The sequence below is a fragment of the Stenotrophomonas sp. Iso1 genome (assembly GCF_027497995.1).
GTDB lineage: Bacteria > Pseudomonadota > Gammaproteobacteria > Xanthomonadales > Xanthomonadaceae > Stenotrophomonas.
On sequence record NZ_JAODBT010000004.1, the window covers coordinates 243,388 to 267,775 of the forward strand.

21 protein-coding genes are annotated in these 24,388 nt (G+C 64.4%); 4 read left to right on the top strand and 17 right to left on the bottom strand.

Going from position 1 to position 24,388, the window contains the following annotated elements:
• The 7 genes from PAN08_RS16285 to PAN08_RS16315 form a co-directional block, all read right to left on the bottom strand.
• Positions 1-630, bottom strand: a complete 630-nt coding sequence (locus PAN08_RS16285; RefSeq protein ID WP_269792566.1) for a superoxide dismutase family protein — start codon at positions 628-630, stop codon at positions 1-3.
• A 43-nt stretch (positions 631-673) separates the two neighbouring features.
• A complete protein-coding gene (locus PAN08_RS16290) occupies positions 674-1,243 on the bottom strand; it encodes a superoxide dismutase family protein (RefSeq protein ID WP_269792567.1) in 570 nt (189 codons plus the stop codon).
• A gap of 114 nt (positions 1,244-1,357) precedes the next feature.
• Positions 1,358-3,838 (bottom strand): serine/threonine-protein kinase, encoded by a 2,481-nt coding sequence (locus PAN08_RS16295; protein WP_269792568.1) that lies wholly within the window; start codon positions 3,836-3,838, stop codon positions 1,358-1,360.
• Entirely contained in the window at positions 3,832-4,413 is a 582-nt protein-coding gene (locus PAN08_RS16300; RefSeq protein ID WP_269792569.1) for an ECF-type sigma factor, read from the bottom strand. Before PAN08_RS16300 ends, PAN08_RS16295 begins: the two co-directional genes overlap by 7 nt.
• A gap of 35 nt (positions 4,414-4,448) precedes the next feature.
• The gene (gene ntrC, locus PAN08_RS16305) at positions 4,449-5,891 is read right to left on the bottom strand and encodes a nitrogen regulation protein NR(I) (protein ID WP_269792570.1); all 1,443 of its coding nucleotides are present in this window, start codon (positions 5,889-5,891) and stop codon (positions 4,449-4,451) included.
• A complete protein-coding gene (locus PAN08_RS16310) occupies positions 5,884-6,942 on the bottom strand; it encodes an ATP-binding protein (RefSeq protein WP_269792571.1) in 1,059 nt (352 codons plus the stop codon). The genes ntrC and PAN08_RS16310 overlap by 8 nt, the downstream gene beginning before the upstream one ends.
• Positions 6,943-6,970: 28 nt before the next feature.
• Complete coding sequence (locus PAN08_RS16315; RefSeq protein WP_269792572.1) at positions 6,971-7,708, bottom strand: N-acetylmuramoyl-L-alanine amidase; 738 nt, start codon at positions 7,706-7,708, stop codon at positions 6,971-6,973.
• A gap of 220 nt (positions 7,709-7,928) precedes the next feature.
• Between PAN08_RS16315 and PAN08_RS16320 the strand changes: the two genes are divergently transcribed.
• Positions 7,929-8,147, top strand: a complete 219-nt coding sequence (locus tag PAN08_RS16320; RefSeq protein ID WP_269792573.1) for a DUF6500 family protein — start codon at positions 7,929-7,931, stop codon at positions 8,145-8,147.
• A 111-nt stretch (positions 8,148-8,258) separates the two neighbouring features.
• Here PAN08_RS16320 and amt read toward each other — a convergent pair whose 3' ends face one another.
• From amt to glnA, 3 genes are all read right to left on the bottom strand, one after another.
• Positions 8,259-9,701, bottom strand: coding sequence for an ammonium transporter (amt, locus tag PAN08_RS16325; protein ID WP_269792574.1), 1,443 nt, complete (start codon positions 9,699-9,701; stop codon positions 8,259-8,261).
• A gap of 163 nt (positions 9,702-9,864) precedes the next feature.
• Positions 9,865-10,203, bottom strand: a complete 339-nt coding sequence (locus PAN08_RS16330) for a P-II family nitrogen regulator (RefSeq protein ID WP_269792575.1) — start codon at positions 10,201-10,203, stop codon at positions 9,865-9,867.
• Between the two features lie 305 nt (positions 10,204-10,508).
• Positions 10,509-11,918, bottom strand: a complete 1,410-nt coding sequence (glnA, locus tag PAN08_RS16335; RefSeq protein ID WP_269792576.1) for a type I glutamate--ammonia ligase — start codon at positions 11,916-11,918, stop codon at positions 10,509-10,511.
• A 215-nt stretch (positions 11,919-12,133) separates the two neighbouring features.
• Here glnA and PAN08_RS16340 point away from each other — a divergent pair, with 215 nt between their 5' ends.
• Together PAN08_RS16340 and PAN08_RS16345 are read left to right on the top strand one after the other, a co-directional pair.
• A complete protein-coding gene (locus tag PAN08_RS16340; protein ID WP_269792577.1) occupies positions 12,134-12,928 on the top strand; it encodes an undecaprenyl-diphosphate phosphatase in 795 nt (264 codons plus the stop codon).
• An 83-nt stretch (positions 12,929-13,011) separates the two neighbouring features.
• Positions 13,012-13,827 carry an META and DUF4377 domain-containing protein gene (locus PAN08_RS16345; protein WP_269792578.1) on the top strand — a complete coding sequence of 272 codons (816 nt, stop codon included), beginning with the start codon at positions 13,012-13,014 and terminating at the stop codon, positions 13,825-13,827.
• A gap of 122 nt (positions 13,828-13,949) precedes the next feature.
• Here PAN08_RS16345 and PAN08_RS16350 read toward each other — a convergent pair whose 3' ends face one another.
• Genes PAN08_RS16350 through PAN08_RS16365 form a run of 4 tightly spaced genes read right to left on the bottom strand, consistent with a single transcriptional unit; the run spans position 13,950 to position 18,540 of the window.
• Positions 13,950-14,558, bottom strand: a complete 609-nt coding sequence (locus PAN08_RS16350) for a YbhB/YbcL family Raf kinase inhibitor-like protein (protein WP_269792579.1) — start codon at positions 14,556-14,558, stop codon at positions 13,950-13,952.
• A 14-nt stretch (positions 14,559-14,572) separates the two neighbouring features.
• Entirely contained in the window at positions 14,573-16,642 is a 2,070-nt protein-coding gene (locus PAN08_RS16355) for a tetratricopeptide repeat protein (RefSeq protein WP_269792580.1), read from the bottom strand.
• Between the two features lie 59 nt (positions 16,643-16,701).
• Positions 16,702-17,691: an alpha/beta fold hydrolase gene (locus PAN08_RS16360; protein ID WP_269792655.1), complete on the bottom strand. Its 990-nt coding sequence runs from the start codon at positions 17,689-17,691 to the stop codon at positions 16,702-16,704.
• A 57-nt stretch (positions 17,692-17,748) separates the two neighbouring features.
• Positions 17,749-18,540, bottom strand: coding sequence for a lysophospholipid acyltransferase family protein (locus PAN08_RS16365; RefSeq protein WP_269792581.1), 792 nt, complete (start codon positions 18,538-18,540; stop codon positions 17,749-17,751).
• 209 nt (positions 18,541-18,749) lie between these two features.
• On the opposite strand from PAN08_RS16365, the gene PAN08_RS16370 reads away from it, so the two are divergent.
• Positions 18,750-21,320 (top strand): EAL domain-containing protein, encoded by a 2,571-nt coding sequence (locus PAN08_RS16370; protein WP_269792582.1) that lies wholly within the window; start codon positions 18,750-18,752, stop codon positions 21,318-21,320.
• Between the two features lie 80 nt (positions 21,321-21,400).
• Here the strand turns inward: PAN08_RS16370 and PAN08_RS16375 are convergent, their stop codons facing one another.
• The 3 genes from PAN08_RS16375 to PAN08_RS16385 are packed head-to-tail and all read right to left on the bottom strand — an operon-like array spanning position 21,401 to position 24,378.
• On the bottom strand, positions 21,401-21,826 hold the full coding sequence (locus tag PAN08_RS16375) for a hotdog fold thioesterase (protein ID WP_269792583.1): 426 nt from the start codon (positions 21,824-21,826) through the stop codon (positions 21,401-21,403).
• Positions 21,827-21,859: 33 nt separating this feature from the next.
• The gene (locus PAN08_RS16380; protein ID WP_269792584.1) at positions 21,860-23,833 is read right to left on the bottom strand and encodes a phospholipase D family protein; all 1,974 of its coding nucleotides are present in this window, start codon (positions 23,831-23,833) and stop codon (positions 21,860-21,862) included.
• A complete protein-coding gene (locus tag PAN08_RS16385; protein WP_269792656.1) occupies positions 23,830-24,378 on the bottom strand; it encodes a YceI family protein in 549 nt (182 codons plus the stop codon). The genes PAN08_RS16380 and PAN08_RS16385 overlap by 4 nt, the downstream gene beginning before the upstream one ends.
• Positions 24,379-24,388: the final 10 nt, after the last annotated feature.

Sequence of the window (24,388 nt, forward strand, 5' to 3'; positions counted from 1 at the left end):
TTACGGCGCCTTGTTGATCACCGCACATGCCAGACGTGCGCCGGCATTGCCGGTGGGCTGGGTTTTGTAGTCGTCCGGGTCGGCGTGGACGATCAAACCACGGCCGACGATGTCGAATGCATCACCCTTGCCGACGTTGACATTGCTGGCCACCGGGCCGTCGATGTGGGCATTGCCCTGCGCATCGGCCTTGATGTTGGGCATGTCGCCGCCGTGATGTGCGGTGGCATCAATGCTGCCGTGTTCACTGCTGCCCGGGTTGAAGTGGCCGCCAGCACTGGTGCCATCCGGCGCGCTGCAATCGCCCTTTTCATGAATGTGGAAGCCATGCTCGCTGTCTGGCTTCAGACCGCTGATATCGCCGCTGGCGCGCAGCTGGCCGTCGACCAGCGTGAAGCTGATGGCGCCCTTGACGGTGCTGTCCTTGGTGGACTGCAACTCGGCGGTAGCCACCGGCGTGGCCATTGCCGGCGGGGCGGCCGTATCGGTGGCAGGCGTTTCAGCCGGCGTGGTTGCCGGCGTACTGCCAGCAGCCGGGTCAGCCTGCGCTGCATCGGGTTCGGCGCCCTGCTTGCAGGCGCTCAGTGCCAGTGCGCTGGCGAGAAAAAGTGTGGTGTGGATCAGACGCATGTTCTTACTCCGTTACGGGATTGGATCAAAACGATGGGCGCATTCAGCGCACCACACGAATTACCGCGCAGGCAACACGGGCGCCGGCATTGCCGGCTGGCTGACTGCGGTAATCGTCTGCACCAGCGTGCACCACCAGCGCGCGTCCGGCAATGTCGTTGACCGCGCCACCGCCCAGCGTCACGCCACGCAGATGCACATCCACATGCACGACACCGTCGGAATTGGCCTGCAGGTTATCCATGTCGCCGGCGTGATGCGCGGCGGCGCCCGCACGGCCATGCGCCTGCATCGTCGGGTTGAAGTGGCCTCCCGCGCTGCTCGCATCCACCGCGCTGCAGTCTCCCTTTTCGTGCACATGAAAGGCGGCCTGCTGACCGCGCGGCAAGCTCCCAATCACGCCGGTGATGTGCACACCGCCGGCTTCCGGTACCAGCGCCAGGCGGCCACTGACCAGACTTGCCGAGGCCGGCGCCAGGTTGGCTTCGGCCATGCGTGCGGTGCTGACCGTGGCCTGCTGAACAGGCGGGGTGGGTTTGGGGGCTGGGCCGGAACCACAGGCGGCCAGAAACAAGGTGCTGGTGGCAGTCATCAGGATGAGGCTCTGACGCATGGGGAACTCCTTTGAAAGGCGTGCCGGCAACAGTCTGGCCCGGCAGTGCATTGTTGCGAACGTATCGGCGTAAAGATGCCTGTTTGTCGGCATGCGGTCGAGCGTCTGCTCCGCTCAGTCAGCGCGCGCAGCGGCGGGAAGCGAGCCGGCACCGGCCGCCTCCACCTTCTGCAGCGTGGCCCGCACATCGCGCAACGCCCCTTCATGCTGGTCACCGTAGACCTCGCGCATGGCCTTGACCGCAGCCGTGGCGTGCTGGTGTGCGCGGTTGCGATCCCCCAAGGCCAGCTCGGCCTCGGCCAGACCGCGCAGGATTTCAGCGGTGATGGGATTGACGCGACCCAGCGCACGGTCGGCGATGGCCAACAGGGCCTGTTGTTCATCGCGCGATTGCACCGCCTGGCCAGCGTCCAACAACCAATTGGCGTGGTTGTGCCGCGCGATCACCGTGCCTTGCGATTCAGGACCAAAACGCTTGGTGTTCCATTCCATGGCCGCGCGATAGTACGGCCCGGCTTCGGCCACTTTTCCCTGTTCACGCAGGGCGCTGCCCAGCATGCCGCGGACATTGGCCGGATAGCCGCTGTCAGGGCCATACATGCGCTCATAGGCGGCCAGCAACTGCCGTAGTTCCGGCTCAGCGCCGGCAAAGTCGCGCATGCGCAGCCGTGTGGTCGCCAGGTCACGACGCGACACCAGCGTCAGCGGGTGATCGGCACCATTGATGCGGGTACGCCGCTGAACCACGTCATCAATCAATGCAATGGATTGCGTGTAATCACCACTGCTGGACAGCAGGTCGGCATAGCGTTTGGCCGCATCCAGGCGCTGCTGATCATCGGCGGACGCGGTGCGGATGAAGCCGTCCAATGCTTCTTTGGCCAGACGCAAGGCGTCGACCATCTTGCCCTGCCCGTACCATACCCACGACAGACGCGACTGCATGTCGTACATCAGCCATTGGTGCGCCGGATCACCGTCACGCACCCTGGCAATGCCTTCATCAAGCCGCGCTTCCGCCTGCGCGTAGTTGTCGGTCACCACATAGGCTTCGCCCAGCACTTGCAGTGCTCGCAGGCGCTGCAGTTCAAGTCTCCCGGGATGTGTGTCGGCGAGTTTGCGTATCGACTCCAGGTGCGCGATGGCGCGGTCGTATTCCTCCAGCGTCATCTGGTTGACCGCGATGATCAGCTCCATGTCGGCGAGGATGTCCGGGTACGCCGCCAGGTCGTGCGGCGCGCGCCGTGATGCGTCGTCCAGTACGCGCAGCATCAAGGTCTTGTCCAGATCCTTGGCCATGGCCGGGTCCATGCTGTCCAGCACCGAGGCCAGGAAGTTCGAGGACACCTTGGCGCGTGCTGCTTCCTGCCGTGCCTCGCGCAACGACCAAGCCGTGGCCGCCAGCCCAGCGACCAGTACCACGGCGACCATCGTCGCAGCACCCACCATCAGCCGGTTGCGGCGTGCGAACTTGCGCGAGGCCAACAGCCGTGCGCGGCCGGCGGCATGCGGCGGGTAGTGACGCAACCAGCGGCGCAGATCTTCCAGCAGCAACGACACCGAGGCGTAGCGGTCGCCGCGCTCATGTCGCAGCGCCTTCACTGCAATGGCATCCAGCCCATCGTGCAACTCGCGCAGCAGACGCGCCGGCGTGCTGCTGCGCGCTGCGGTCAGCCGCTTTTGTTCGGCTGCGGGAAGACCGCGCAGGTACTGCGAAGGCGACGAGGATGCGGTGGCATCGGGCCGTGTGCCGCAGGCCAGTTCGTACAGGATGGCACCCAGCGAATACACGTCGCTGCGTGCGTCGACATCATTGCCTGGCTGTGACTGTTCTGGGCTCATGTAGCCCGGCGTACCGCCACCGTTGCTGAGCTCCGTGCCTTCGGTTTCCATGGCGATGCCGAAATCGATGATCTTCGGCATCGCCATGCCATCAATGCTGCCTACCAGCACATTGCTCGGCTTCAGGTCGCGATGGATAACGCCCTTCTGGTGTGCGTGCTGCACGCCTTCGGCCACCTTGGCCAGTAGCTCCACGCGTTGACGCATGCTCAGCGCGTGCTGGTCGCACCACTCAGAAATCGGCTGGCCCCGGATGTATTCCATGACCAGGTAAGCGCGCCCTTCCGGGTCGATGCCGGCATCGTGGATCTGCGCAATGGCCGGGTGCTGCATTTGTGCCAGCAGACGGCATTCGTATTCGAAATGCGCGTGACGACGTTCGCTCAGCGCGGGAGTGCGTACCAGCTTGAGCGCGACCTCGCGCTCATAGGCACCATCCGCACGACGGGCCAGATACACCCGGCCCATGCCACCGGAGCCGATCATCCGCTCCACTGCCCAGGGACCAAACCGCGTGCCCTCCACGACCTCAGCTTCGTCAGCCTGCAACAGGGCTTCGGCAGCGCGCTGCAGCGGCTCGCGCAGACGCCGCGTGGCGTCCACGTCGGCGGCGATCAAGGTCAATAGTTCCTGCTGCAGCTCAAGGTCATCGCCGGTCTGTGCATGAATGAAGCGAGCCCGTTCGGCTTCGGGCAGATCGGTGGCCTGCCCGAACAACTCGGTCAGCCGGCTCCAGGCATCGGCGCTCAGCATGGCAGACGCGTCGACAGCCAGGCGCGGGTGAAGCGCAGATCGCGCTGTAAGGTCGCCGAGGAGACACCGAGCAGCTCGGCGGTTTCAGCCACGGTGAAGCCCGCCAGCTCATTCAACGCGAAGGCCTGCGCCTTGCGCTCATCCACCTGCGACAACTGGTCGAATGCTTCGGCAATGGATTGCAGATCTTCAGGCTGCGGCGCGGGGTCCAGCAGCGCTATCGACAACGTCAGCACCTGTTGTTCACCTTTACGTTTGTTGCTGCCCTGCATGCGCGCCAGATCCACCAACAGGTCACGCATCTTCAGCGCGGCAACGGCATGAAAGTGCTCACGTGACTGGAACGGATGCGCGCTGACCGACAGCCGTATCCAGGCTTCATTCAATAATTCGGTTGGCCGCAGGTCCGCGTGTTTGCCACGCGCGAGGCGCCGGACTGCCTGCGCATGAAGTTCGTCATAAACCTGCGCGGCCAGCGCTTCGGCGGCGATGCGATCACCGCATTGCCAACGCCGAATCAGCCCCGTGATGTCCGCCAGCGGTGTCGTGGTCCCCATGGGGGGCCGAGTATACATAGCGCTGTCCCGCCAACCGAGCAGGCAGTCACAGCTCAGCGACGGCGGCCGGGCCCAAGCTTGCGGGTGATGGTGTTGCGCCCCAGTCCCAGCCGGGCAGCCGCATCAGCGCGGTGGCCGTCGGTGAAGGCCAGCGCGGCTTCCAGCAACACGGCATCCAGGCGCTCGCGCGCCTGTGCATGCAGGCCGTGTGCGCCTTCGGCCAGGCGCTGCTGCGCCCATGCTGCGAGGGCGCGGTCCCATTGTTCCGGCGGCACCGCTGCAGTGGAGCGCGGGCCGCGTCCACCCCGTGCCAGGGCGGCGCGCACGTCGGCGGCGGAAATGGTGTCTGCCACAGCCAGTGCGGCCAAACGCCAGCACACGTTTTCAAGCTCACGTACGTTGCCCGGCCAGGCATGCTCGCGCAGTGCCTGCACCGCCGGTGCGGACAGGCGCTTGGGCGGCATGTCCAGACGCCGTGCGGCGTTGGCCAGAAAGGTTTCCGCCAGTTGCGGCACGTCGCCCAGGCGTTCGCGCAATGGCGGCAGCCACAGGCGCACCATGTCCAGGCGATGCAGCAGGTCGGCACGAAAACCTCCCTGCTCCACCAGCGTTTCCAGATCTTGATGGGTGGCCGCGACCACACGCACATCGACGCGAATCAACTCACGCCCGCCGACGCGAAAGAACTCGCCTTCGGCCAGCACACGCAGCAACCGGGTCTGCAATGCCAACGGCATGTCGCCGATTTCATCGAGGAACAAGGTGCCGCCATCGGCTTGTTCAAAGCGGCCGATGTGGCGCTTGGTCGCACCGGTGAATGCGCCCGCCTCGTGACCGAACAGCTCGCTTTCCAACAGCTCAGCCGGAATGGCGGCGGTATTGAGCGCGACAAACGGCCCCTTGGCACGCGGTGATTCGCGATGCAGCGCGTTGGCGACCAGTTCTTTGCCGGTACCGGTTTCACCGTTGATGAGCACCGACAGCGGCGCCTGCGCCAGGCGGCCGATGCCACGGAACAGCGCGCGCATGGCCGGTGTGTCGCCGATCAGTTGCGGCGCGCGGTCATCGGCACGGGCTACCGCAGGCGGCGGGAGTGGCGATGGTGTCGCATCAACTTCTGGCAAGGCGCGACGCGCCAGCTCCACCGCATCGTCCAGATCGAACGGCTTGGACAAGAATTCATGTGCGCCACCACGGAACGCACCGGCCGTGCTCGCCACATCGGTATACGCCGACATCACGATCACCGGCAGCTGCGGATGCGCGGTCTTGAGTTTGTCCAGCAGCACCAAGCCACCGTCGCCGGGCATGCGCACGTCCGTGAACAACAGATCCGGCACCGGCCGTTGCGCCATGGCATCCAGCGCGGCAGCGGCGCTGTCGAAACCTTCCACGGTGTAGCCGGCGTCGCGCAGTGCGGTGGTCAGCACAAAGCGTACCGAGCGGTCGTCATCGACGACCCATACCGTCGCCGGCACCTGCGAGGACTCACGCATCGCTCACCTCCGGGGTGTCTTCGACGAGAGGCAACGGCAACAGCACGGTGAACACCGTATGGCCTGGACGCGAGCGGTAGCTCAACGTGCCACGGTGTTCGCGTGCAACCTGCTGTGCCAAAGCGAGGCCCAGGCCAGTGCCTTCGGCGCGGCCGCTGACCAACGGCAAGAACAGATGCTCGGCCAGTTCTTCGGGCACGCCACGGCCGTCGTCGGCCACTTCCAGGCGTAGCGCCAACGGGTGCGGTTGTTCGGCGATACGCAGCCCATGTTCGACGCGCGTACGCAGCGTAATGCTGGTGGCGCCGGCCTGGATGGCGTTGCGCACCAGGTTGAGCAGCGCCTGGGTCAGGCGGTCGGTATCGCCAGGGAACTCGGGAATGCTGGGGTCGTAGTCGCGCAGCAGCCGCACCGACCAGCCCGCTTCGTTTTCAACCAGGCGCAGCACGCGCTCAAGTGCGGCGTGGATGTTCAACGGTGCGTGCGGGCGCGGCGGTGCGGGTGACAGCAGTTGTTCGAGCAAGGTGTTCAGACGCTCGATTTCCGAGCCGATCAATTCGATCAACTCAATCTCGCTGGCATCGCGGCCTGCGGCACGCCGGGCCAGCAACTGTGCCGCGCCCTTGAGCCCAGCCAGCGGATTGCGTAGTTCGTGCGCCAGACCCTTCAGTGCGGCACTGAACGCACCGGGCAGCACCTGCGCCGGGTCGGCGGTTTGGAACTCGTCCACCGGGTGCGCTTCGAGCAGCCAGCCATCGCCGTTGAAAGTGCTCAGCCAGCCATCGGCAAAGCGCGGGGCGTCACCGGGCAGGGCCAGCGCCAGCCGGGGCAGACGCACGGTATCGACCATGGTCTGCTGGGCCAGACGGCCGGCCAGCATGTCGCCCTGGGTTTCCAGCGAGACCAGCGGCTGGCCAAGCAGGCGCCGCACACTCACGCCCAGCCAGCGGCAGAACGCCGGATTGGCACCCAGGATTCGGCCATCAGCGCCGCTCCAGACGAGCGGCGTGGCCATCATTTCAGCGGAGGGCGCGGCGGCGGGGTCGATCATTGCACCAATATAGTGCAAAGACTGGCGCTCACTGCTTCTGCAAAAGCAGGGAATGCAGGATGCGTGCGTCCTCGACGTCCAGCTCGGACGGCAACGTGTCACTCCCCCGGAAGCGGCGATGGAAAGCGCGTGCGGCAGCGGCGCGGTCCTCCAGCGAGTAACCCAGCGCCTGCAACGCCATCCAGCGGTCAAAACCTTCCGGCGCCGGGCCGTGGGCCGGGTTGGGCCAAATGCCGAAACCGGCTTCGGCCAACTGCTGCCAGGGGAAGAAGCGGCTGGGGTCGGCCTTGCGGGTGGGCGCCAGATCGGCGTGGCCGATGATCTGGTTACGCGGGATGTTGTAGCGGGTGCAGAGGTCGCCCAGCAGGCGCAGCAGCGTGGCGATCTGCGGCTGGGTAAACGGGCTGTCGCCGTTGTTGTCGATCTCGATGCCGAGCGAGGCCGAGTTGAGATCCGTGATCGAACCCCAGCGGCCGCCACCGGCATGCCAGGCGCGCTCGCTGTCGGCCACCAGCTGATAGAGGTCACCGTCACGCCCCACCAGATAGTGCGAGCTGACCTTGCCACCACTGTTGGCCGAGCGCAGCGTGTCCAAGCTCTCCTGCACCGAGTCTTGTTCGGTGTGGTGCAGCACGATGATCACCGGGCTGCGGGCGTTGTGGTTGGGCGACGGCACCCACTGCGCCAGCGGATTGCGTACCGGTGCGGAGGTACAGGCGGTGAGTGCGGCGATGAGCGCCAGCGGCAATGCGAGTCTGAGGTTCATGCGGGGCATTGCACGTTGCCGCGCGCGGCTTTGCAAGTGCGATCGGCCACGAAACGGAAAATTGGCCGAGGAATGCCGCGTGATCGAATCCGTGCATGGGGCGTGCTCATGACGTTAGGGGTTCTGGCGCCGTGCCAGAGAGGAACATGCGCTGGGGATTTCTGCCGCCGGTGTCTAGGCTATGCAGATCAACGGTGTTCGACGGTCTGATGGAAAAACAATGCGCGATTCACTCAAACAGAAAATCATTGAAACCTGCGATAAAAAGATCGCAGCGAAAGGACCAACGGTTGGGCTGTCCTTCTATGCGTTTTTCGCGAACAGGAATGATGACCCGGCGTTGCTGATGGAAGCGGCAACGTGGTGGATCCAAACCCATCGGCTGGATCATTTCGAGAAAGCCAACAGAGTGAAGGCGCTGGTGCTGGCCGAGAAATGAAATGATGTTGGCCGGGTTCTGAGCGTCTGCAGCAGCACACTGTCCGCTGCCAAAGCGTCCTCACCCCAACCCCTCTCCCGTGAATGGGAGAGGGGCTTCCAGAAGCAAGGCTTACACCTCGTAAGCCGACTCGCCGTGCGTGGTGACATCCAGACCCGTGCGTTCGGCTTCCTCGCTGACACGCAGCCCGACCAGCGCGCGCACCACCAATAGGATCACCGCGGTAACCACGGCGCTCCACAACACGGTGAAGCCGACGCTGACCACCTGCACCCACAGCTGGTGGCCGATATCCAGATCCACCTTGGTGCCGCCCAGCGACTGCGCGCTGAACACGCCGGTGAGAATCGCGCCGACGATGCCGCCCACGCCGTGCACGCCGAATACATCGGCGGTGTCGTCCGCCTTGAGCAGACGCTTGAGGCCAGTGACGCCCCACACGCAGACCACGCCGGTGACGAAGCCAATGACGATCGCACCCAGCGGGCCCACGGTGCCGCAGGCCGGGGTCACGCCAACCAACCCGGCAACCGCACCCGATGCCGCACCCAGCGCCGACGGATGGCCCTTGCTGATGGCCTCCACCAACGTCCAACCCAACACGGCCGCCGCCGTTGCCAGCACGGTATTGATGAAGGCCAGCGAGGCCACGGTGTCCGCTGCCGCCGCCGAGCCTGCGTTGAAACCAAACCAACCCACCCACAGCAGCATCGCGCCGACCCACGTCAGCGGCAGGTTGTGCGGCTTCAACGCGGTCTGGCCGTAGCCCAGCCGCTTGCCCACAAACCAGGCAGCCACCAAACCGGCGACACCGGCGTTGATATGCACCACCGTGCCGCCCGCGAAATCGATCGCGCCCATTTCGCCCAGATAACCGCCGCCCCAGACGATGTGCGCCATCGGGATGTAGCTCAGGGTGAACCACAGTGCCGAGAACAACAGCACCGCGCGGAACTTGATGCGTTCGGCGAAGGCGCCAACGATCAGTGCGGTGGTGATGCCGGCGAAGGTGGACTGGAACGCCACGAACAGGAAATCGGGCAGGCCCGCGATCGGCGTGTTGCCGACCGAATCGGGCGTGAAACCCTTGAGGAAAGCGAACTGCGTGAACGAGCCGAAGAACTGGTTGCCCGCACTGAACACCGCGCTGTAGCCGTACGCCACCCACAGCATCAGTACCAGCGAGAACACCACCAATACCTGGCTCAGCACTGACAACACGTTCTTGGCGCGCACCAGACCGCCATAGAACAGGGCAAGCCCGGGCACCACCATCATCAATACCAACAGCGTGGCAGTGAGCATCCAGGCGACATCGCCGCGATCAAAACTGGGTGCTGCCTCGACGGCAGCGTTTTCGGTGACGGGCGCAGCGGCAGGTGTCGCTTCCAGCGGTTGCACCGCGACGCTTTCCGTTGCGAGCGACTGCGTCTGCGCAGCTTCTTGCGCGCTGGCAACCGATGAAAAAACACCCGCTGCAACCACCGAAAGCATGAATGACAGGCACAGCCCACCGAACCGGGCTTTCAGCCCGGTGAAAAATTCCGTTCGCATTTTCGACTCCGACTGTTGGGGGTTAGAACCCGATCACGCGCTGTCGCGTGCGAAGCCAGTCATGCCGTTGCGGAACCAGGAAGCGCCGTATTGCGTGATACGCGGCATTCCCTGCACCGCGCGCGGACCAACTGTCGAACGCAGCAGGAACGTGTGCGGATGCTTAGAGCGCGTCAGCGCCTGTTTCACCGGTGCGGATGCGCACCACCTGCTCAAGTGAAGTAACGAAGATCTTGCCGTCGCCGATTTTTCCGGTGCCCGCCGCAGTCTGCAGCGCTTCGATCACCGCATCCACGCTGTCGTCGGTGACGGCGGTTTCGATGCGGATCTTGGGCAGGAAATCAACGACGTACTCGGCGCCGCGATACAGCTCGGTGTGTCCCTTCTGTCGCCCGAAACCCTTTACTTCAGTCACGGTGATGCCCGAGACGCCGACGGCGCCCAGTGCTTCACGTACCTCGTCTAGCTTGAACGGCCGGATGATGGCGGAGATCAGTTTCATGCGCATGTCCCGAAGTGGAGGAGGCCGGCCCAAGCCTGCGGGCCGGAATCGTGTCTTCCACCGGCCGCAAGGCGGCCGCTGGTTGTTGCGCCGAACGTGGCATGGGCCTCGCTGCTTCCACCACGCTTGATAGTGGCGGCAGCAGTGACGCGGGAGGGAGGAACGGCCCATGACGCGCGTGCGGCTTCTCTTGCCGCTGGTATTGCCTTGCGTGTTGCTTCAGACCGCTTTCGTGGCTCCCCAGCGACAAAAGCGGTGACGATGACGAAGGTGGGAGGGGAGCCCTTCGTCATCGCCACCTGAACTCAGCTTGCGTAATACAGCTGGTATTCCAGCGGGTGCGTGGCCGCGCGGAACTGGGTGACTTCCTTCATCTTCAGCGTGATGTAGGCATCGATGAAGTCGTCGCTCATCACCCCACCGGCCTTGAGGAACTCGCGGTCCTTGTCCAGTGCTTCCAGCGCCTGGTCCAGCGAGGAGCAAACCTGCGGGATCAGCTTCTCTTCTTCCGGCGGCAGGTCGTACAGATCCTTGTCGCTCGGTGCACCCGGGTCGATCTGGTTCTTGATACCGTCCAGGCCGGCCATCATCAGCGCGGTGAAGGTCAGGTAGCCGGACTGGATCGGATCCGGGAAGCGCATTTCAATGCGGCGTGCCTTCGGGTTGGACACCCACGGAATGCGGCACGATGCCGACCGGTTGCGGGCCGAATACGCCAGCATCACCGGGGCTTCAAAACCCGGCACCAAACGCTTGTAGCTGTTGGTGCCCGAGTTGGTGAAGGCGTTGATGGCGCGGGCGTGCTTGAAGATGCCGCCGATGTACCACAGCGCCATCTGGCTCAGGCCGCCGTAGCCGTCACCGGAGAACAGGTTGGCGCCGCCCTTGGCCAGCGACTGATGCACGTGCATGCCGCTGCCGTTGTCACCGACCAGCGGCTTGGGCATGAAGGTGGCGGTCTTGCCGTTGCGGTGAGCGACGTTCTTGATGACGTGCTTCATGCGCTGCAGTTCGTCGGCCTTGGTCACCAGCGTGTTGAACTTGGCGCCGATTTCGCACTGGCCGGCATTGGCCACTTCGTGGTGATGCACTTCGACTTCGATGCCCACCTTTTCCAGCACCTTGCACATCTCGGCACGGATGTCGTGCAGCGAGTCGGTCGGCGGCACCGGGAAGTAACCACCCTTCACGGCCGGACGGTAACCGGTGTTGGTGCCGTCATAGCTCTTGCCGGTGTTCCATGCGCCTTCTTCCGAGTTGATCTTGAAGAAGGTGTGGCCCATCTCGTTGGCGAACTGGATCGAATCGAAGATGAAGAATTCCGGCTCCGGGCCGAAGAACGCCAGGTCGGCGATGCCCGAGGACTTCAAGTACGACTCGGCGCGCTTGGCGATGCCACGCGGGCAGCGGCCGTAGCCCTGCATGGTGGCCGGGTCGAGCACGTCGCAGATCAGCACCAGGGTCGGATCGGCGTAGAACGGGTCCACGTAGGCGCTGTCAGCGTCCGGCAGCAGCACCATGTCCGATTCGGCGATGCCCTTCCAACCGGCAATCGAGCTGCCGTCGAACATCTTGCCTTCCTCGAACAACGCAGGCTCGACGATCGAAGCCGGGAAGGTCAGGTGCTGCTCAATACCACGCATGTCGACGAAACGCAGGTCGATGAACTCGATCTGGTTGTCCTTGATCAGCTTCTCAACGTTTTCCAGGGACATCGGGTGGAACCTCGGGTGGATTGATGATGTGACTGTACTTCAGCAACTTGTGTGCCAACTTTTAAATACTTCCAAGTTGTTGTTTTTATTGAATACACACTTGCGCTGGCACCCGAACAATGCACCTTCATGGTGCGCTTGTGAAATGAAGCACCAAACTGGTGCGTAACATCGAATGGACTATGCTGTGGCGGCCTTTTCTCTCATTCCTTTCCATGTCCGACCTCCTCTCTGCCCTGTTGCTGGGCATCCTCGAAGGCCTCACCGAATTCCTCCCCATTTCCAGCACCGGCCACCTGCTGATCGCCCAGCACTGGCTCGGCAACCGCTCGGACTTCTTCAATATCGTCATCCAGGCCGGCGCCATCTTCGCCGTGACCCTGGCACTGCGGCAGCGGCTGTGGTCGCTGGCAACCGGGCTGGGTGAGCGCGAAAACCGCGACTATGTCATGAAGCTCGGCGTGGCCTTCCTGGTCACCGCCCTGGTCGGCCTGCCGGTGCGACTGGCCGGCTGGGAACTGCCAGAAACCGTCACCCCGGTGGCCTGGGCGCTGGTCATCGGCGGCGGGTGGATGTTGGTCGCCGAGCATTTCGCCTCACGCATGCCCGACCGCGACACCGTTACTTGGAAGATCGCCATCGCCGTAGGCCTGGCCCAGGTGGTTGCCGGCGTGTTCCCGGGCACCTCGCGCTCGGCGGCAGCCATTTTCCTGGCCATGCTGCTGGGCCTGACCCGCCGCGCCGCCGCCGCCGAATTTGTCTTCCTGGTCGGCATTCCCACCATGTTCGCGGCCAGTGGCTACGCGTTCCTGGAACTTGCCAAAGACGGAAAACTGGGCAGCGAGAACTGGACCGACGTTGGCGTGGCCTTTGCCGCCGCCGTGGTCACCGGTTTTGTCGTGGTGAAGTGGCTGCTGGGTTACATCAAACGCCGCCCCTTCACGGGCTTTGCGCTATACCGCATCGCGCTGGGCATCGGCTTGCTGCTGTTTTTGCCTGCTGGAAACTGAATGCGTTGCGACAAGCGCAACCCCGGTCTTCTGACGCGGCCGTTTATCGTCCCGAACCTACCCATGCTCCAAAGGAGTTGAACATGAAGCGCATCCTGCTGTTGTCCCTGCCCGTGGCCATGATGGTCGCCTGCAGCAACCCGCCGAACACCACCAAGACCGAAGCCACGCCGGCCGACAGCGCCCCCGCCGCGACTGCCCCGGCAGCCAGCATCGACGCCAGCCAGCTGGGCGCCAACCACTGGCTGCTGGACAACGCCGTGGACGCCAGCGGCAAGCGCATCGATGGCCTGTTCGTGCGCGCGGACAAGCCGGTAACGCTTGATTTCAAGGACGGCCGCGTTGGCGCCAGCAACACCTGCAACAACATGGGTGGCGGCTACACGCTGGAAGGTGACGCCCTCACCGTCGGCAACCTGATGTCCACCAACAAGGCCTGCGCCGAGCCGGGCGTGATGGAACTGGACGCGCTGCTCAGCCAGCGCCTGCAGGGCAAGCTGACGGTACGCGCCCTGGACGCCACCACCCTGACCCTGGCAACCGCCACCGGCGACGTGCTGACCTTCCGCGCCGAGCCGACCGCTGAAACCCGCTACGGCGGCGCCGGCGAGCAGGTCTTCATGGAAGTGGACGCACAGACCAAGCCGTGCCCGCACCCGCTGATGAAGGACGCCACCTGCCTGCAGGTACGTGAAGTGAAGTACGACGACAAGGGCCTGGAACAGGGCAAGCGCGGCGCGTATGAAAACTTCTACGGCAACATCGAGGGCTACACCCACGAGGTGGGCGTGCGCAACGTACTGCGCCTGAAGCGTTTCCAGATCAAGAACCCGCCGGCCGATGCGCCGTCGCAGGCCTACGTACTGGACATGGTGGTCGTCTCGGAACTGGTGAAGTAATTCACCGTTGCGAAGCGACACAAAAAGGGCGCCGCAAGGCGCCCTTTCTTCTGCTGCTGCTTTTGTAGCGCGGAGCCACGCCCCACCGGGAGAGCAGCTGCCGAGCATCGCTCGGCACTACATCAAAGTGCCGGGTTGAGCGTATAGGTGCCGTGGATCGCGGCTTCCGCCAACACATGGCCCTGCATGGCACGGTAAACATCAGCGGCGGTGAAGGCAGCTTCCACCGGCAGCGTTTCCACATCCAACGCAAAGACGCGGAAAAAGTAGCGATGCAGGCGCTCGTCGTTGAACGGCGGGTACGGGCCGTCGTAGCCGAAGTAGGTGCCGGCCATCTGCGGGTCGCCGGCAAACCAGCCGGTGTAGTCGTTGATGCCCTGCCGTGCGCCGGCCGGGCCAGCCACCTCGGTCTTGCCGTGTGGGGTGAAGCCTTCGCTGCAGCTGCCAGCGGCGATGTGCTGCACGTCGGCTGGAATATCCACCATCACCCAATGCACGAAGTCGCCGCGCACCTGGTCCAACGGGATGCTGACATCGTCACGGCCAACCAGCTCCGGCACGGTCGGCACGTCCGGGTCCACGCACACCAGCGCGAACGAGCGCGTGCCTTCGGGGACGTCGCTCCAGGCCAACTGCGGATTGCGGTTGCCGGCAAAGCCATTGGCATCGCCGGCCGCAAACTCAGCCGGGATCGGCTGCGTGTTTTGAAAGCTTTGGCTGTCCAGTTTCATTGTGGTTCCTTGGATCAAACTTCGGGGTAACCCAGACGCACCGCAACCGGGGTCAGGCGCGAGAACTCAGCCGACAGCACCTGAGCGTACTTGCGCCAATGGCCTGCCTCGATGGTACCCGGGCCCAGGCTGCGCACCGGCGGGAACTGCAGGCCAAAGGCCTGTTCCAGCAGTGCGCCCATGGCGGCGGGGCTATTGACCGCATCATCGGTGCGCAACAGCAGGTGGGCATACAGATCCTGCTCGTGCAGCTCGGCCACCTGCTCCAGCGAGCGGGCCAGCCATTGTGCTGCTTCGCTGGAGGAGGTCAGCGCCAGCGGTGCCGGCGCGCCCAGTGCCAGCCATTCGACCAGCATGTCGCGCGGGTCACGGATGGCGATGATCAGGCGGCCTTCCGGCAGCTGCGGGCGCAGTGCCCACAACAGTGCGTTGTCCCACCACAGCAGCCAGTCGATGACGTTGCCGTCTTCGATGCCACGCGACGGCAACTGCTCGCGCCATTGCTGCACGAGTTGCTCAGGGCTCAGCGCATCCGTTGCCAGGCGCTGCAGGGTGAAGAAGTTCTGGAAGCCATCGTTGGGCGGGGTCGGGCCGAAACGGTCACCGCGCAGCACGCGGCTGCCGGCATTCATCACCGCCACCACGCGCTCCACGCCTGAACCCGGCGCGCCCCAGACGAACATCGGACGGGTTGCATTGCCTTCAGCCACGGTACCCAGTGCCGGCCATTCGCCGGGGGCCTTGGCCTGCGGCGGCAACGGCAGGCGTGTCGGCGCCAATGCTTCGTGCAGGCTCAGCCAGGTGGCCAGTGCGGCAGCCGGATCACCGGCACGGTCCTGCACACTGCCCAGCCAAGTGCGCAGCGCCGGATGCGCGTCCTCCGGGCTGCTGTCCAACAACGCCTGCACATGCGCCACCGCAGCGGCGGGCTCGCGCACCAGCAGTGCTTCGACAATGCGTTGTTCGCCACTGACGCGGCCCGGCTCCAAAGCCACGATTCGACGCGCGATGGCTTCAGCGTCGTCGGCCTGCTCGTTCATGTCGTGCAGGCTCATGCGCGCTTCCAGCGCCGGCAGGTGTTCGGGCATCGCAGCCAGCCAGCGATCGACCACGTCCACCGCTTCATCACTGCCCACCGGCGCCACGGCCAGACGTGCCAGCCACAGGTCATGCAGCTGCGGGTTGTCCAGCAGCGCGGCTTCCAGATCGGTGCGCGCTTCTTCGTCCCGGCTCAGACGCTGCCAGGCCACCAGCAGCATCTGCAGCGTGGCGCGGTCGCCCGGCAGCTGGCTCAGCAGCGGACGCAGGTACTCCAGCGCCTGCAGTGGCTGGCCCGAGGCCAGCTCCAGCTCACCGGCCATGCGACGCATGCCCGGGCTGTCGCCCCCTTCATTTGCCAGCACCTCGCGCATCACTTCGGCAGCGCGGTCGATATGCCCCTGACGCAAGGCCAGCTGCACCAGCAGACCGCGCAGGGCCTGGGTGCCGGGGCTCAGTTCGAGCACGCGGCGGAATGCCTGTTCGGCAAAGGCCAGCATGTCCTTGCCCAGGTACGCAAAGCCCAGCGCGTGCAGCAGACGCGGGTCGTTGGGCAACTTTTGGCTGGCCGCCGACAGCACGCTCAGCGCGCGATCCACATCGCCGCGACGCAGCGCGACCATGCCCTCGATACCGGCCAACTCGGGGCTGTCCGGATCCACGCGCGCGGCCATGCGGCCCAGGCGGTCGGCCTCGTCAGCATCATCACGGGCCAGCGCGAGGTGCGCCTGCATCAGATAGGCGGAGAATTCATTGGGGTTGAGCGTGGTGCTGCGCTCCAGCGCCTCACCCGCAGCGGCAATCTGGCGCAGCGCCAGCAACAGGCCGGCCTGCTGCAGATGCAGTGCGGCATCGTCCGGCGCGAGCGCCAAAGCCTGCTCCAGGCTGGCCTGGGCATCGGCCAGCTGGCCTTGCTGCTGCAGCGCCAGCGCCAGCCAGCGGTGGGCCTGCGCCTGCTGCGGTTCGGCGGCCGCCCATTCACGGGCCAGGGTCACCCCCTCATCAGCGGCGTTTCGGCGCAGGGCTTCAATGATCTTGTCTTGCATGGCGGTCCAGCGTGAGCGCAAAAAACGCATTGTAACGGCGATGTCCACCGCACCACGGTTCAGCCGTGGATCGCCGCTGCCAGCTGCTGCGCTACCCAGCGCTCGGAAAAGCCGTCGCCACGCAGGTTTTCGATAAAACCGCAGTGCCCGCCCCAACGCGCAATCTGCAGATGCGCGTGCGTCGGCAGCTGCCATTCGTCGAACGTGGCAAACGGAATCACCGGGTCGTCCTGCGCCATCAAGATGGCGGCTGGCACCTGTAGGCCGGCCAGTTTCTGCCCGGCGATGGAGTAGCCGTCGAAGTAATCCTGCAGCGAGGCAAAGTCGGTATGCCGGTCTACCAGCCAGCCAGTCAGCGCGCGGATGTCCAGCTTGAGTACGGTGTCATCGCAATCAGCCAGCTCGGGAAACAGCGTGCGTTTGCGCCGCAGCGAGCCGGTCCACTTGCGGCGGAAATACCAGTCGTACATCACCGGCCCGCGTTCGATGCTGTCCATTGTCACCGCTGGGTCCAGCACCGGGCAGACCGAGGCCACGTGCCGCAGCGGCACACCGGCCGCCGGCGCGTGCAGGGCCAACCGCAGCACGAAGTTGCCACCCAACGAGTAACCGGCAGCCACCAGCGGCAGCATCGGGAAACGTGCGGCGATATCACCCGCGGCGTTGACCACTTCCTCAATCCGGCAGGAATGGAAAATACCGGGGTTGAGGTGATGGGTATTGCCATGGTCGCGGAAGTTCAGCCGCACCACCTCGAAGCCGTTCTGCAGCATGTGTGCCGCAGTCATGCGCATGTAGCTGGATTCGGCGCTGCCTTCCCAGCCATGCAGCAGCAATGCCATGCCGACCGGGACCACATCCGGCAACCGGCTGTGCCAGGCCTGCAGACGCACGCCGTCGCCGCCGTCCAGCAACAACTCGGTGGTGACCGCGCCAGTACCGGCCAGCAATTGCTGGCCGCGACGCAGCCGCACCCGGCTGGAGGCCAGCATCGACTGCAGATGTGGATTGCGCAGCCACCGCGGTGGCTGGTAATCGGCAGCGTTCAACATGCCGTGCATGCTGCACCGGTGCGCTTGGATGCGACGTTGACCACCGCCATCCTCTCAGGGCCCTTCCATCACCGCCACGATACGCGCACGCGCGGTCTCCGCGATGCGGCGGCGGCCTTCCAGGTCCGAGCCACTGATGGGCTCCAGAAAATGTACTTCCGCCCGACGCGGCGCTTCGCCCAGCAACCGCAGGAAATTGCCGAGGAAACTCTCGCCCGGCGCGAACGCGACCAGGGTCTGGGCGTTGCCACGCTCGCCGTAGCGCAGCGCGATGGGCTGCACCGGCACGTTGGTCACGACGGCAGCCTGGAAGATGCGCGCATGGAACGGCCCGACTTCATGCCCGCCACGGGTGCGGCCTTCCGGGAACACCGCCACCGGACGCTGCTCCTGCAGGCGCTTGACCATCTCCTCCATCACCCCGCCCAGCGACTCGGTATTGCCGCGCTGGTGATAGATGGTGTGGCCACGGCTGGCGACCCAACCCACCACCGGCCAATCGGAGATCTCGCGCTTGGCCACGAAGCCGACCATCTGCTGGCTGTGAACCATGCTGATGTCCACCCAGCCCACATGGTTGGCCACAAACAACACCGGCCCCGGCAAGGGCTGGCCGTAGCGATGCAGGCGGAAGCCGAAGATCCACATCAAACAACTCGACCACCAGCGCACCACCCGGTGCTCCAGGGGATCGGCAGGCCCTCCCATGCGCCCGAACGGCGGCAGCATCAGCAGCAGGATCAACGGCAGGAACAGGACGATGTGCACCAGCAACAGCGGAACGCGGTACAGGTAACGGAACACGCGAAGCACGCCGCCTTGGCGGGCGGGACGGGGGGATTTCATCCGCGCACGATACCGGATGCGGTCAGGCTTCCGCCAGCGCGGGGACGCCGTCGCCAGTACCTGCGCCGCAGGCCCGGAAACGTACGGCAGCGCACGCCAGGGCGCGGGGCCGTGTGCGTGCGCCCTGCGCCATTGGCCGGCACGGCACAGCACACACCGCAAGGACGCTATAAGGTGTAAAACCGGATCTCAAGCCAAGGGGGCGAACGATGGACCGGCAGCTCTTGTCGTCGACCGAAGACATGCTGCAGTTTTTTTCCACGGCGCTGGAGCAGATCGGCAACGGGGTGATCCTGTTCGATGAGTGCAACAGCATCCTGTACTTCAACCACGCCATGGAAGCGATCTCCGGCTGGTCACGCAAGGAAGTGCTGGGCCAGAACCTTGGCATGCTGGCGCCGCTGTCCATGCGCGATCGCTACGACACCCGCCTCTACCCCGGTGAAAGCAACCGGGTGCAGGAATTGGCGTTGACGCCGCATGACATCCAGTTGGTCCGCAGGGACGGTGGCCATTGCTGGATCAGCGTCACGTTGTCGCAGATCCACAGCGGTGGTCGCGATATCCGCATGGCGCTGGTGACCGATGTCACCGCGCGGCGCATGACCCAGGCACGTGAGCGGCTGCTGTCACTGGGCTTCGATGAAACCCAAAGCGCCGTGCTGATCACCGATGCCAAAGGCCGTATCGTGCATTTGAACAAGGGCTTCCGGCGCTTGTTCGGCTTTTTGGATACTGAAGCGCTGGGACAGTACGTGCCAACGTTGCTGGTACCGGATGGCTCTTGGTCCGCGCACGTTGCCGCCTATGCGTCACGCCTGAGTGCAGGCCGCCCGATCCAGGCCGATGAGCACGTTTACCGCAAGAATGGGCAACCCCTGTGGTGCTCCGTCAGTACCAACCCGATCTTCGATGACTACGGCGCGCTGGTGAACCTGGTCATCGTGTTGATGGACATCACCCGCACCAAGGTGCACGAGGTACTGCAGTACAAGATGCTCGACGCCATGGTCCGCGAGGTTCCCACCGTCGAGCTGATGCAGCAGATGTGCGCGGAGGTGGAGCGGATCGCGCCACAGGTGCTGTGCTCGGTGCTGCGCCTGGAGGATGGACGGCTGCGCACGCTGGCCGCACCCAGTCTGCCCGATGCCTACAACAAGCAGGTCGACGGCCTGATGATCGGCCCCCATAGCGGTAGCTGTGGCAGTGCCGCCTACAGTGGCGAACCGGTGCTGTCGCGTGATATCGCCAGCGACCCGAACTGGGTAGGCCTCAGCCATATCGCCCTGCAGTACGGCCTGGCCGCGTGCTGGTCCACCCCGATCAAGGCCAGCGATGGCCGCGTGCTTGGCACGTTCGCTTTCTACTACCGGCAACCACACGACCCGGACACCTTCCACCGCCGCTTGGTGGAGGTGATCGTGCATCTGTGTGCGTTGGCGCTGGAGCGCGAAGAAGCGCGCAACCGCATCCGTCGGCTGGCGTTCTACGACGACCTGACCGGCCTGCCAAACCGTAGTCTGCTGCATGCGCAGGCCGACAACGCGATCGCCTCCGCCAAGCACCGGAACGATTCACTGGCCATGCTCTTCATCGACCTGGACCGCTTCAAGCAGGTCAATGATTCCTTCGGGCATCCCGGGGGCGATGAACTTCTGCGCACCGTGGCACGGCGGCTGCAGCAGGAAATCGGGCCGATGGATATCGTCGGGCGCCTGTCCGGCGACGAGTTCGTGGTGGTACTCGCCGTTTGCGACGGTCTGGCCGCTGGCGAACGCAGCGAGCACATCCTGCGGGCGCTGGGGCAACCGCTGCAGTTGGGCGATGTAGAGATACGGCCTTCGGCCAGCATCGGCATCAGCGTGTTTCCTGACGACGGCTGCGACATGGAAAGCCTGCTGCATCACGCCGACATGGCCATGTACCAGGCCAAGCACAGCGGCCGCAGCCACGCACGTTTCTACAGCAGCGAGATGGACCGCAGCGCGCAGGAACGGCTGGGGCTGGAAACCGCCCTGCGCGAAGCCCTCGACCAAGGGCAACTGCAGCTGCACTACCAGCCACAGATTGATATCGCCAGCGGGCACCTGCACAGCGTCGAAGCCCTCGCCCGCTGGAACCACCCGCGACTGGGTGACGTATCCCCGGTGTGTTTCATTCCACTGGCCGAAGAAACCGGACTCATCGGGCAACTGGGTCTATGGGCCTTGAAGGAAGCCTGCCATCAACTGAGTCGCTGGCGCCACGAAGGCCTGGTCGTGCCGTCGATTTCGGTGAACCTTTCGCCTACCAATTTCCACAGCCCGGCCTTGCCAGCCACCATCGACCAGATCCTGCGCGATGAATCGCTCGACGCCTCGGATCTGACGCTGGAAATCACCGAAAACGTGCTGCTGGACGCCGACCCCACCACGCTGCGCACGCTACGCAAGGTGCATGCGCTGGGCGTACGGTTGTCGATGGACGACTTCGGCACCGGCTACTCCAGCCTGAGCTACCTGCGCCAGTTGCCCATCAGCGAACTCAAACTCGACCGCAGCTTCGTCCACGACATCGTCCACGACAGCGTGACCAGCACCTTGACCCAGGCCATCGCCCACATCGGCCACAGCCTGCACCTGAAAGTGGTGGCAGAGGGTGTGGAAAATGAGGCGCAACTACAGCTGCTGGGCGCGCAGGGTTACCACATCGCGCAAGGCTTCCACTTCACCCCGGCGTTGCCGGCCGCCGCGCTGGCGAGCTGGGTCCGGAACATGACAATGAAAGACAGCAGCGAGTGAAGATGCAAGGTGAGAACGAACGCTGAGCCGCAGCGGCCGCCAGAGCAAAACCGCCCCTGCCCTATCTCACCGCCCTTCACTCACTTCTGCACCACCGCCAACGTCAGCCGCGAAATGCACACCGGCTTGCCGGCTTCATTCTCGATGCGGATTTCCCACACCTGCGTGGTACGGCCCACATGCAGCGCGCGAGCGGTGCCGGTGACCACGCCCTCACGTGCGGCGCGCAGGTGGTTGGCATTGATCTCCAACCCCACGCAGACCTGGCTTGCCGGGTCCACACACAGGTTGCCTGCGCTGCTGCCCAGCGTCTCGGCAAGCACCACCGAAGCGCCACCATGCAGCAGACCGTAAGGCTGGCGGGTGCGCTCATCCACAGGCATCGTTGCCTGGATCCAGTCATCACCGGCTGCAGTGAAAACAATGCCCAGGTGGTCGATCAAGGTGCCACGGCTGAGTGTATTGACCTGCTGTAGATCAACCGGCGCGCGAAATACTCGGGACATGCGTATGACCTGTTGGGGAGAGGGAGAGCTTGTTTACAGAATCGGAACCAGGCCCGCACCGAAAGCGGTCAGCATGCGCACCAGCAACCACTTTGGGCCGACGTCCACTTCGGGGAAATCGCCCACTGCGATGTAACAGGCGTGGAAGCGCGGGTCTTGCCGACGCAGGGGTGTGAGGCATTCCGGGCCAGGCTGGAATTCATAGTCGGTGGCATAACGCCAAGGCCAGAAGTCGAGTACGGGCAACGCTTCCGACGCCTTGCCCAGGCTGTAATTGAGGCCAGACAGCACCAGCGCTTTCTGCCGGGGTGCCACCACCCAGGAGTTGTCCGGATGGATGTCGCGCAGGATGCTTTGCGCCAGTTGTTCGGCGAACACCGGGTCGTTGATGATCACCGCGCCTTCGGTGTTGTAGTTCTCGCTGCGCGGATCAAAGTTGTGGGTACCGATCACACCGATGCGGCGGTCCACCACCAGTGACTTGGCGTGCAGCCCCATGCGCGCACCCTGGCGGGTGACAGGCACCGGGCGGTTGGCCGGTCGCGTGCTGAGGAACGAGGGCCGGGTTTCGGTACGCAGCACTTCGCGTTCCACTTCGCTGCCGCCGGGCGTGGATTTGCGCCCCGAACCGCTACCGCGCACGTTGCTGCCGGCCGCGCTGCCGCCAATTACACTGCCGCGCGAGGTGCTTTTGTCCATGTTACCCAGCGGTGCCGGCACCAGCTTCTGGTAGTCCACCGGCGCATCCAGCGGGAACGGTTTGTACTCGTAGATGTTGAAGCCCAGCTCGCGCAGGTTGCGGCGCTTGTACTTGTAGGACAGTGCGTAGACAACCGGGTTGTCGGTCGCCGCCAAACTATTGGTGGAAACCACCACCCGCGGCGGCATTTCGCGCGCACGCAGGCCTTTGAACAACTTCTGCGCCGGCTTTGACAGCACCAAGTACGGCGTCTGCAGCAGTACTTCGCTCTGCGCCGAGTTGATCAAGGCATCCAGCGTGGGCTCGGTGAGGTGCTGGCCATCAAGCGGTTCATCCTCGCGCTCGTTGCGGTGTTTGCGTGGCAGGTCGGCCACGTAACTCACCGACTTCACCGGCAACGCCGTGTCGACGAACTCGCGGCTGATGAAGTCCGCGTCGGAGGCTTCGGCATCCACCCGCTCGATGCGCTCCGGGTAGCGGAACGCAGCTTCTGGCATGGCTGGCACGCCCTCGCGCAGCAGCGTTTTGCCGACATCGTTCAGCCGTTCGGCCGGCACACTGCGCCGTGCGTCCCAGAAGGCCTGGAAGTTGGCAGCCATCTCACGCGCCTCAGGGCCGGCCACCATCACGTCACGATCGCGGAAGTTGTACTCCCTATCCCAGTCGTAATAGTCATCCTGGTAATTGCGGCCGCCGACCACGCCGATTACGTCATCAATCACCAGCAATTTGTTGTGCATGCGCTGGTTGAAGCGGCGGAAGCAACACAACACGCTGCCGACGTAGTCCAGATAATTGAGCTTGGCCTTGCCGAAGGCAGGGTTGTAGACACGCAGCTCGAAATTGGCATGGGCACCGGACAGTGCGCCCAGCATCTGCACATCGGAAATCGCAGACAGCTGGTCGATCAGCACCCGCACCTTGACGCCCCGCCGGGCAGCGGCCAGCAGTTCGTCGATCACCAGCCGCGCGCTGTCGTCGGTATCGAAAATGTAGGTCTGCAGGTCAATACTGCGGGTGGCACTGCGCAACAGGTTCAGCCGTGCCACGAGCGACAACTCACCCTCATCGAGGATGGTGGCGTAGTGCCGTGGCACCTGTTCGGTGGATTCGGCCATGGCGCGGCCACCGAGCGCGCGCAACGGCGAGTCCAGCGCGCAGCGGTCCGGCTGCGTGCATTCCACGGTGGTCGAACGTGCCGAGATGGCGATGCCTTCGGCACGCGCGCGTTGCTGTGGTGACAGCGACGCGCAGCCACCGACCAACAGCACTGCCAACAGCAGGAAAAGCCGGGTTGCCGGATTCACGGTTGGGGTGCGCCAACAAGGCGCGTACGCAATATAAAGGTCACTCGATCACCCAGAGCCATCTGCCAGCTGTCCATGCCGTAACGACCGCGCAGGACGGTACCTCGGCTGACGAGGTCGCAATCATAGCCGGGCCTTGCGCATTCAGGTTTTGCCAGACGCAGTGTTTCACGACGGCTGATACCGCGAATGGTCAACCAACCCTCTACTTCGCCGCCGTGTTCAATCACGGCCGGCAAGTACGGGTCAGATTGGAATTCGATGAGCGGGTAACGCGCGACGTCGAAGAAGTCCTCGCCCCGCATCCATCCGGTGTAGCGGGGCTTGTCCGGAATTTCCACGTATTGCGCAAACATGCGCAGCCGCACCTGGTGGCGACCATCAGACAGCTGCGTGCTCAATGCTTCAAAGCGCGGGAAGTTCCCCTCGATTTTCTGTCCAAACCGGGTGCGTATCTCAAAGCCGAACTGAGACCGCGCCGTATCAATCTGTGGCAGTGGCACTGGCGGCCCGGCAGTTGCCGTGCCCGCCAGTGCCCACACCATCAGCAGCAAC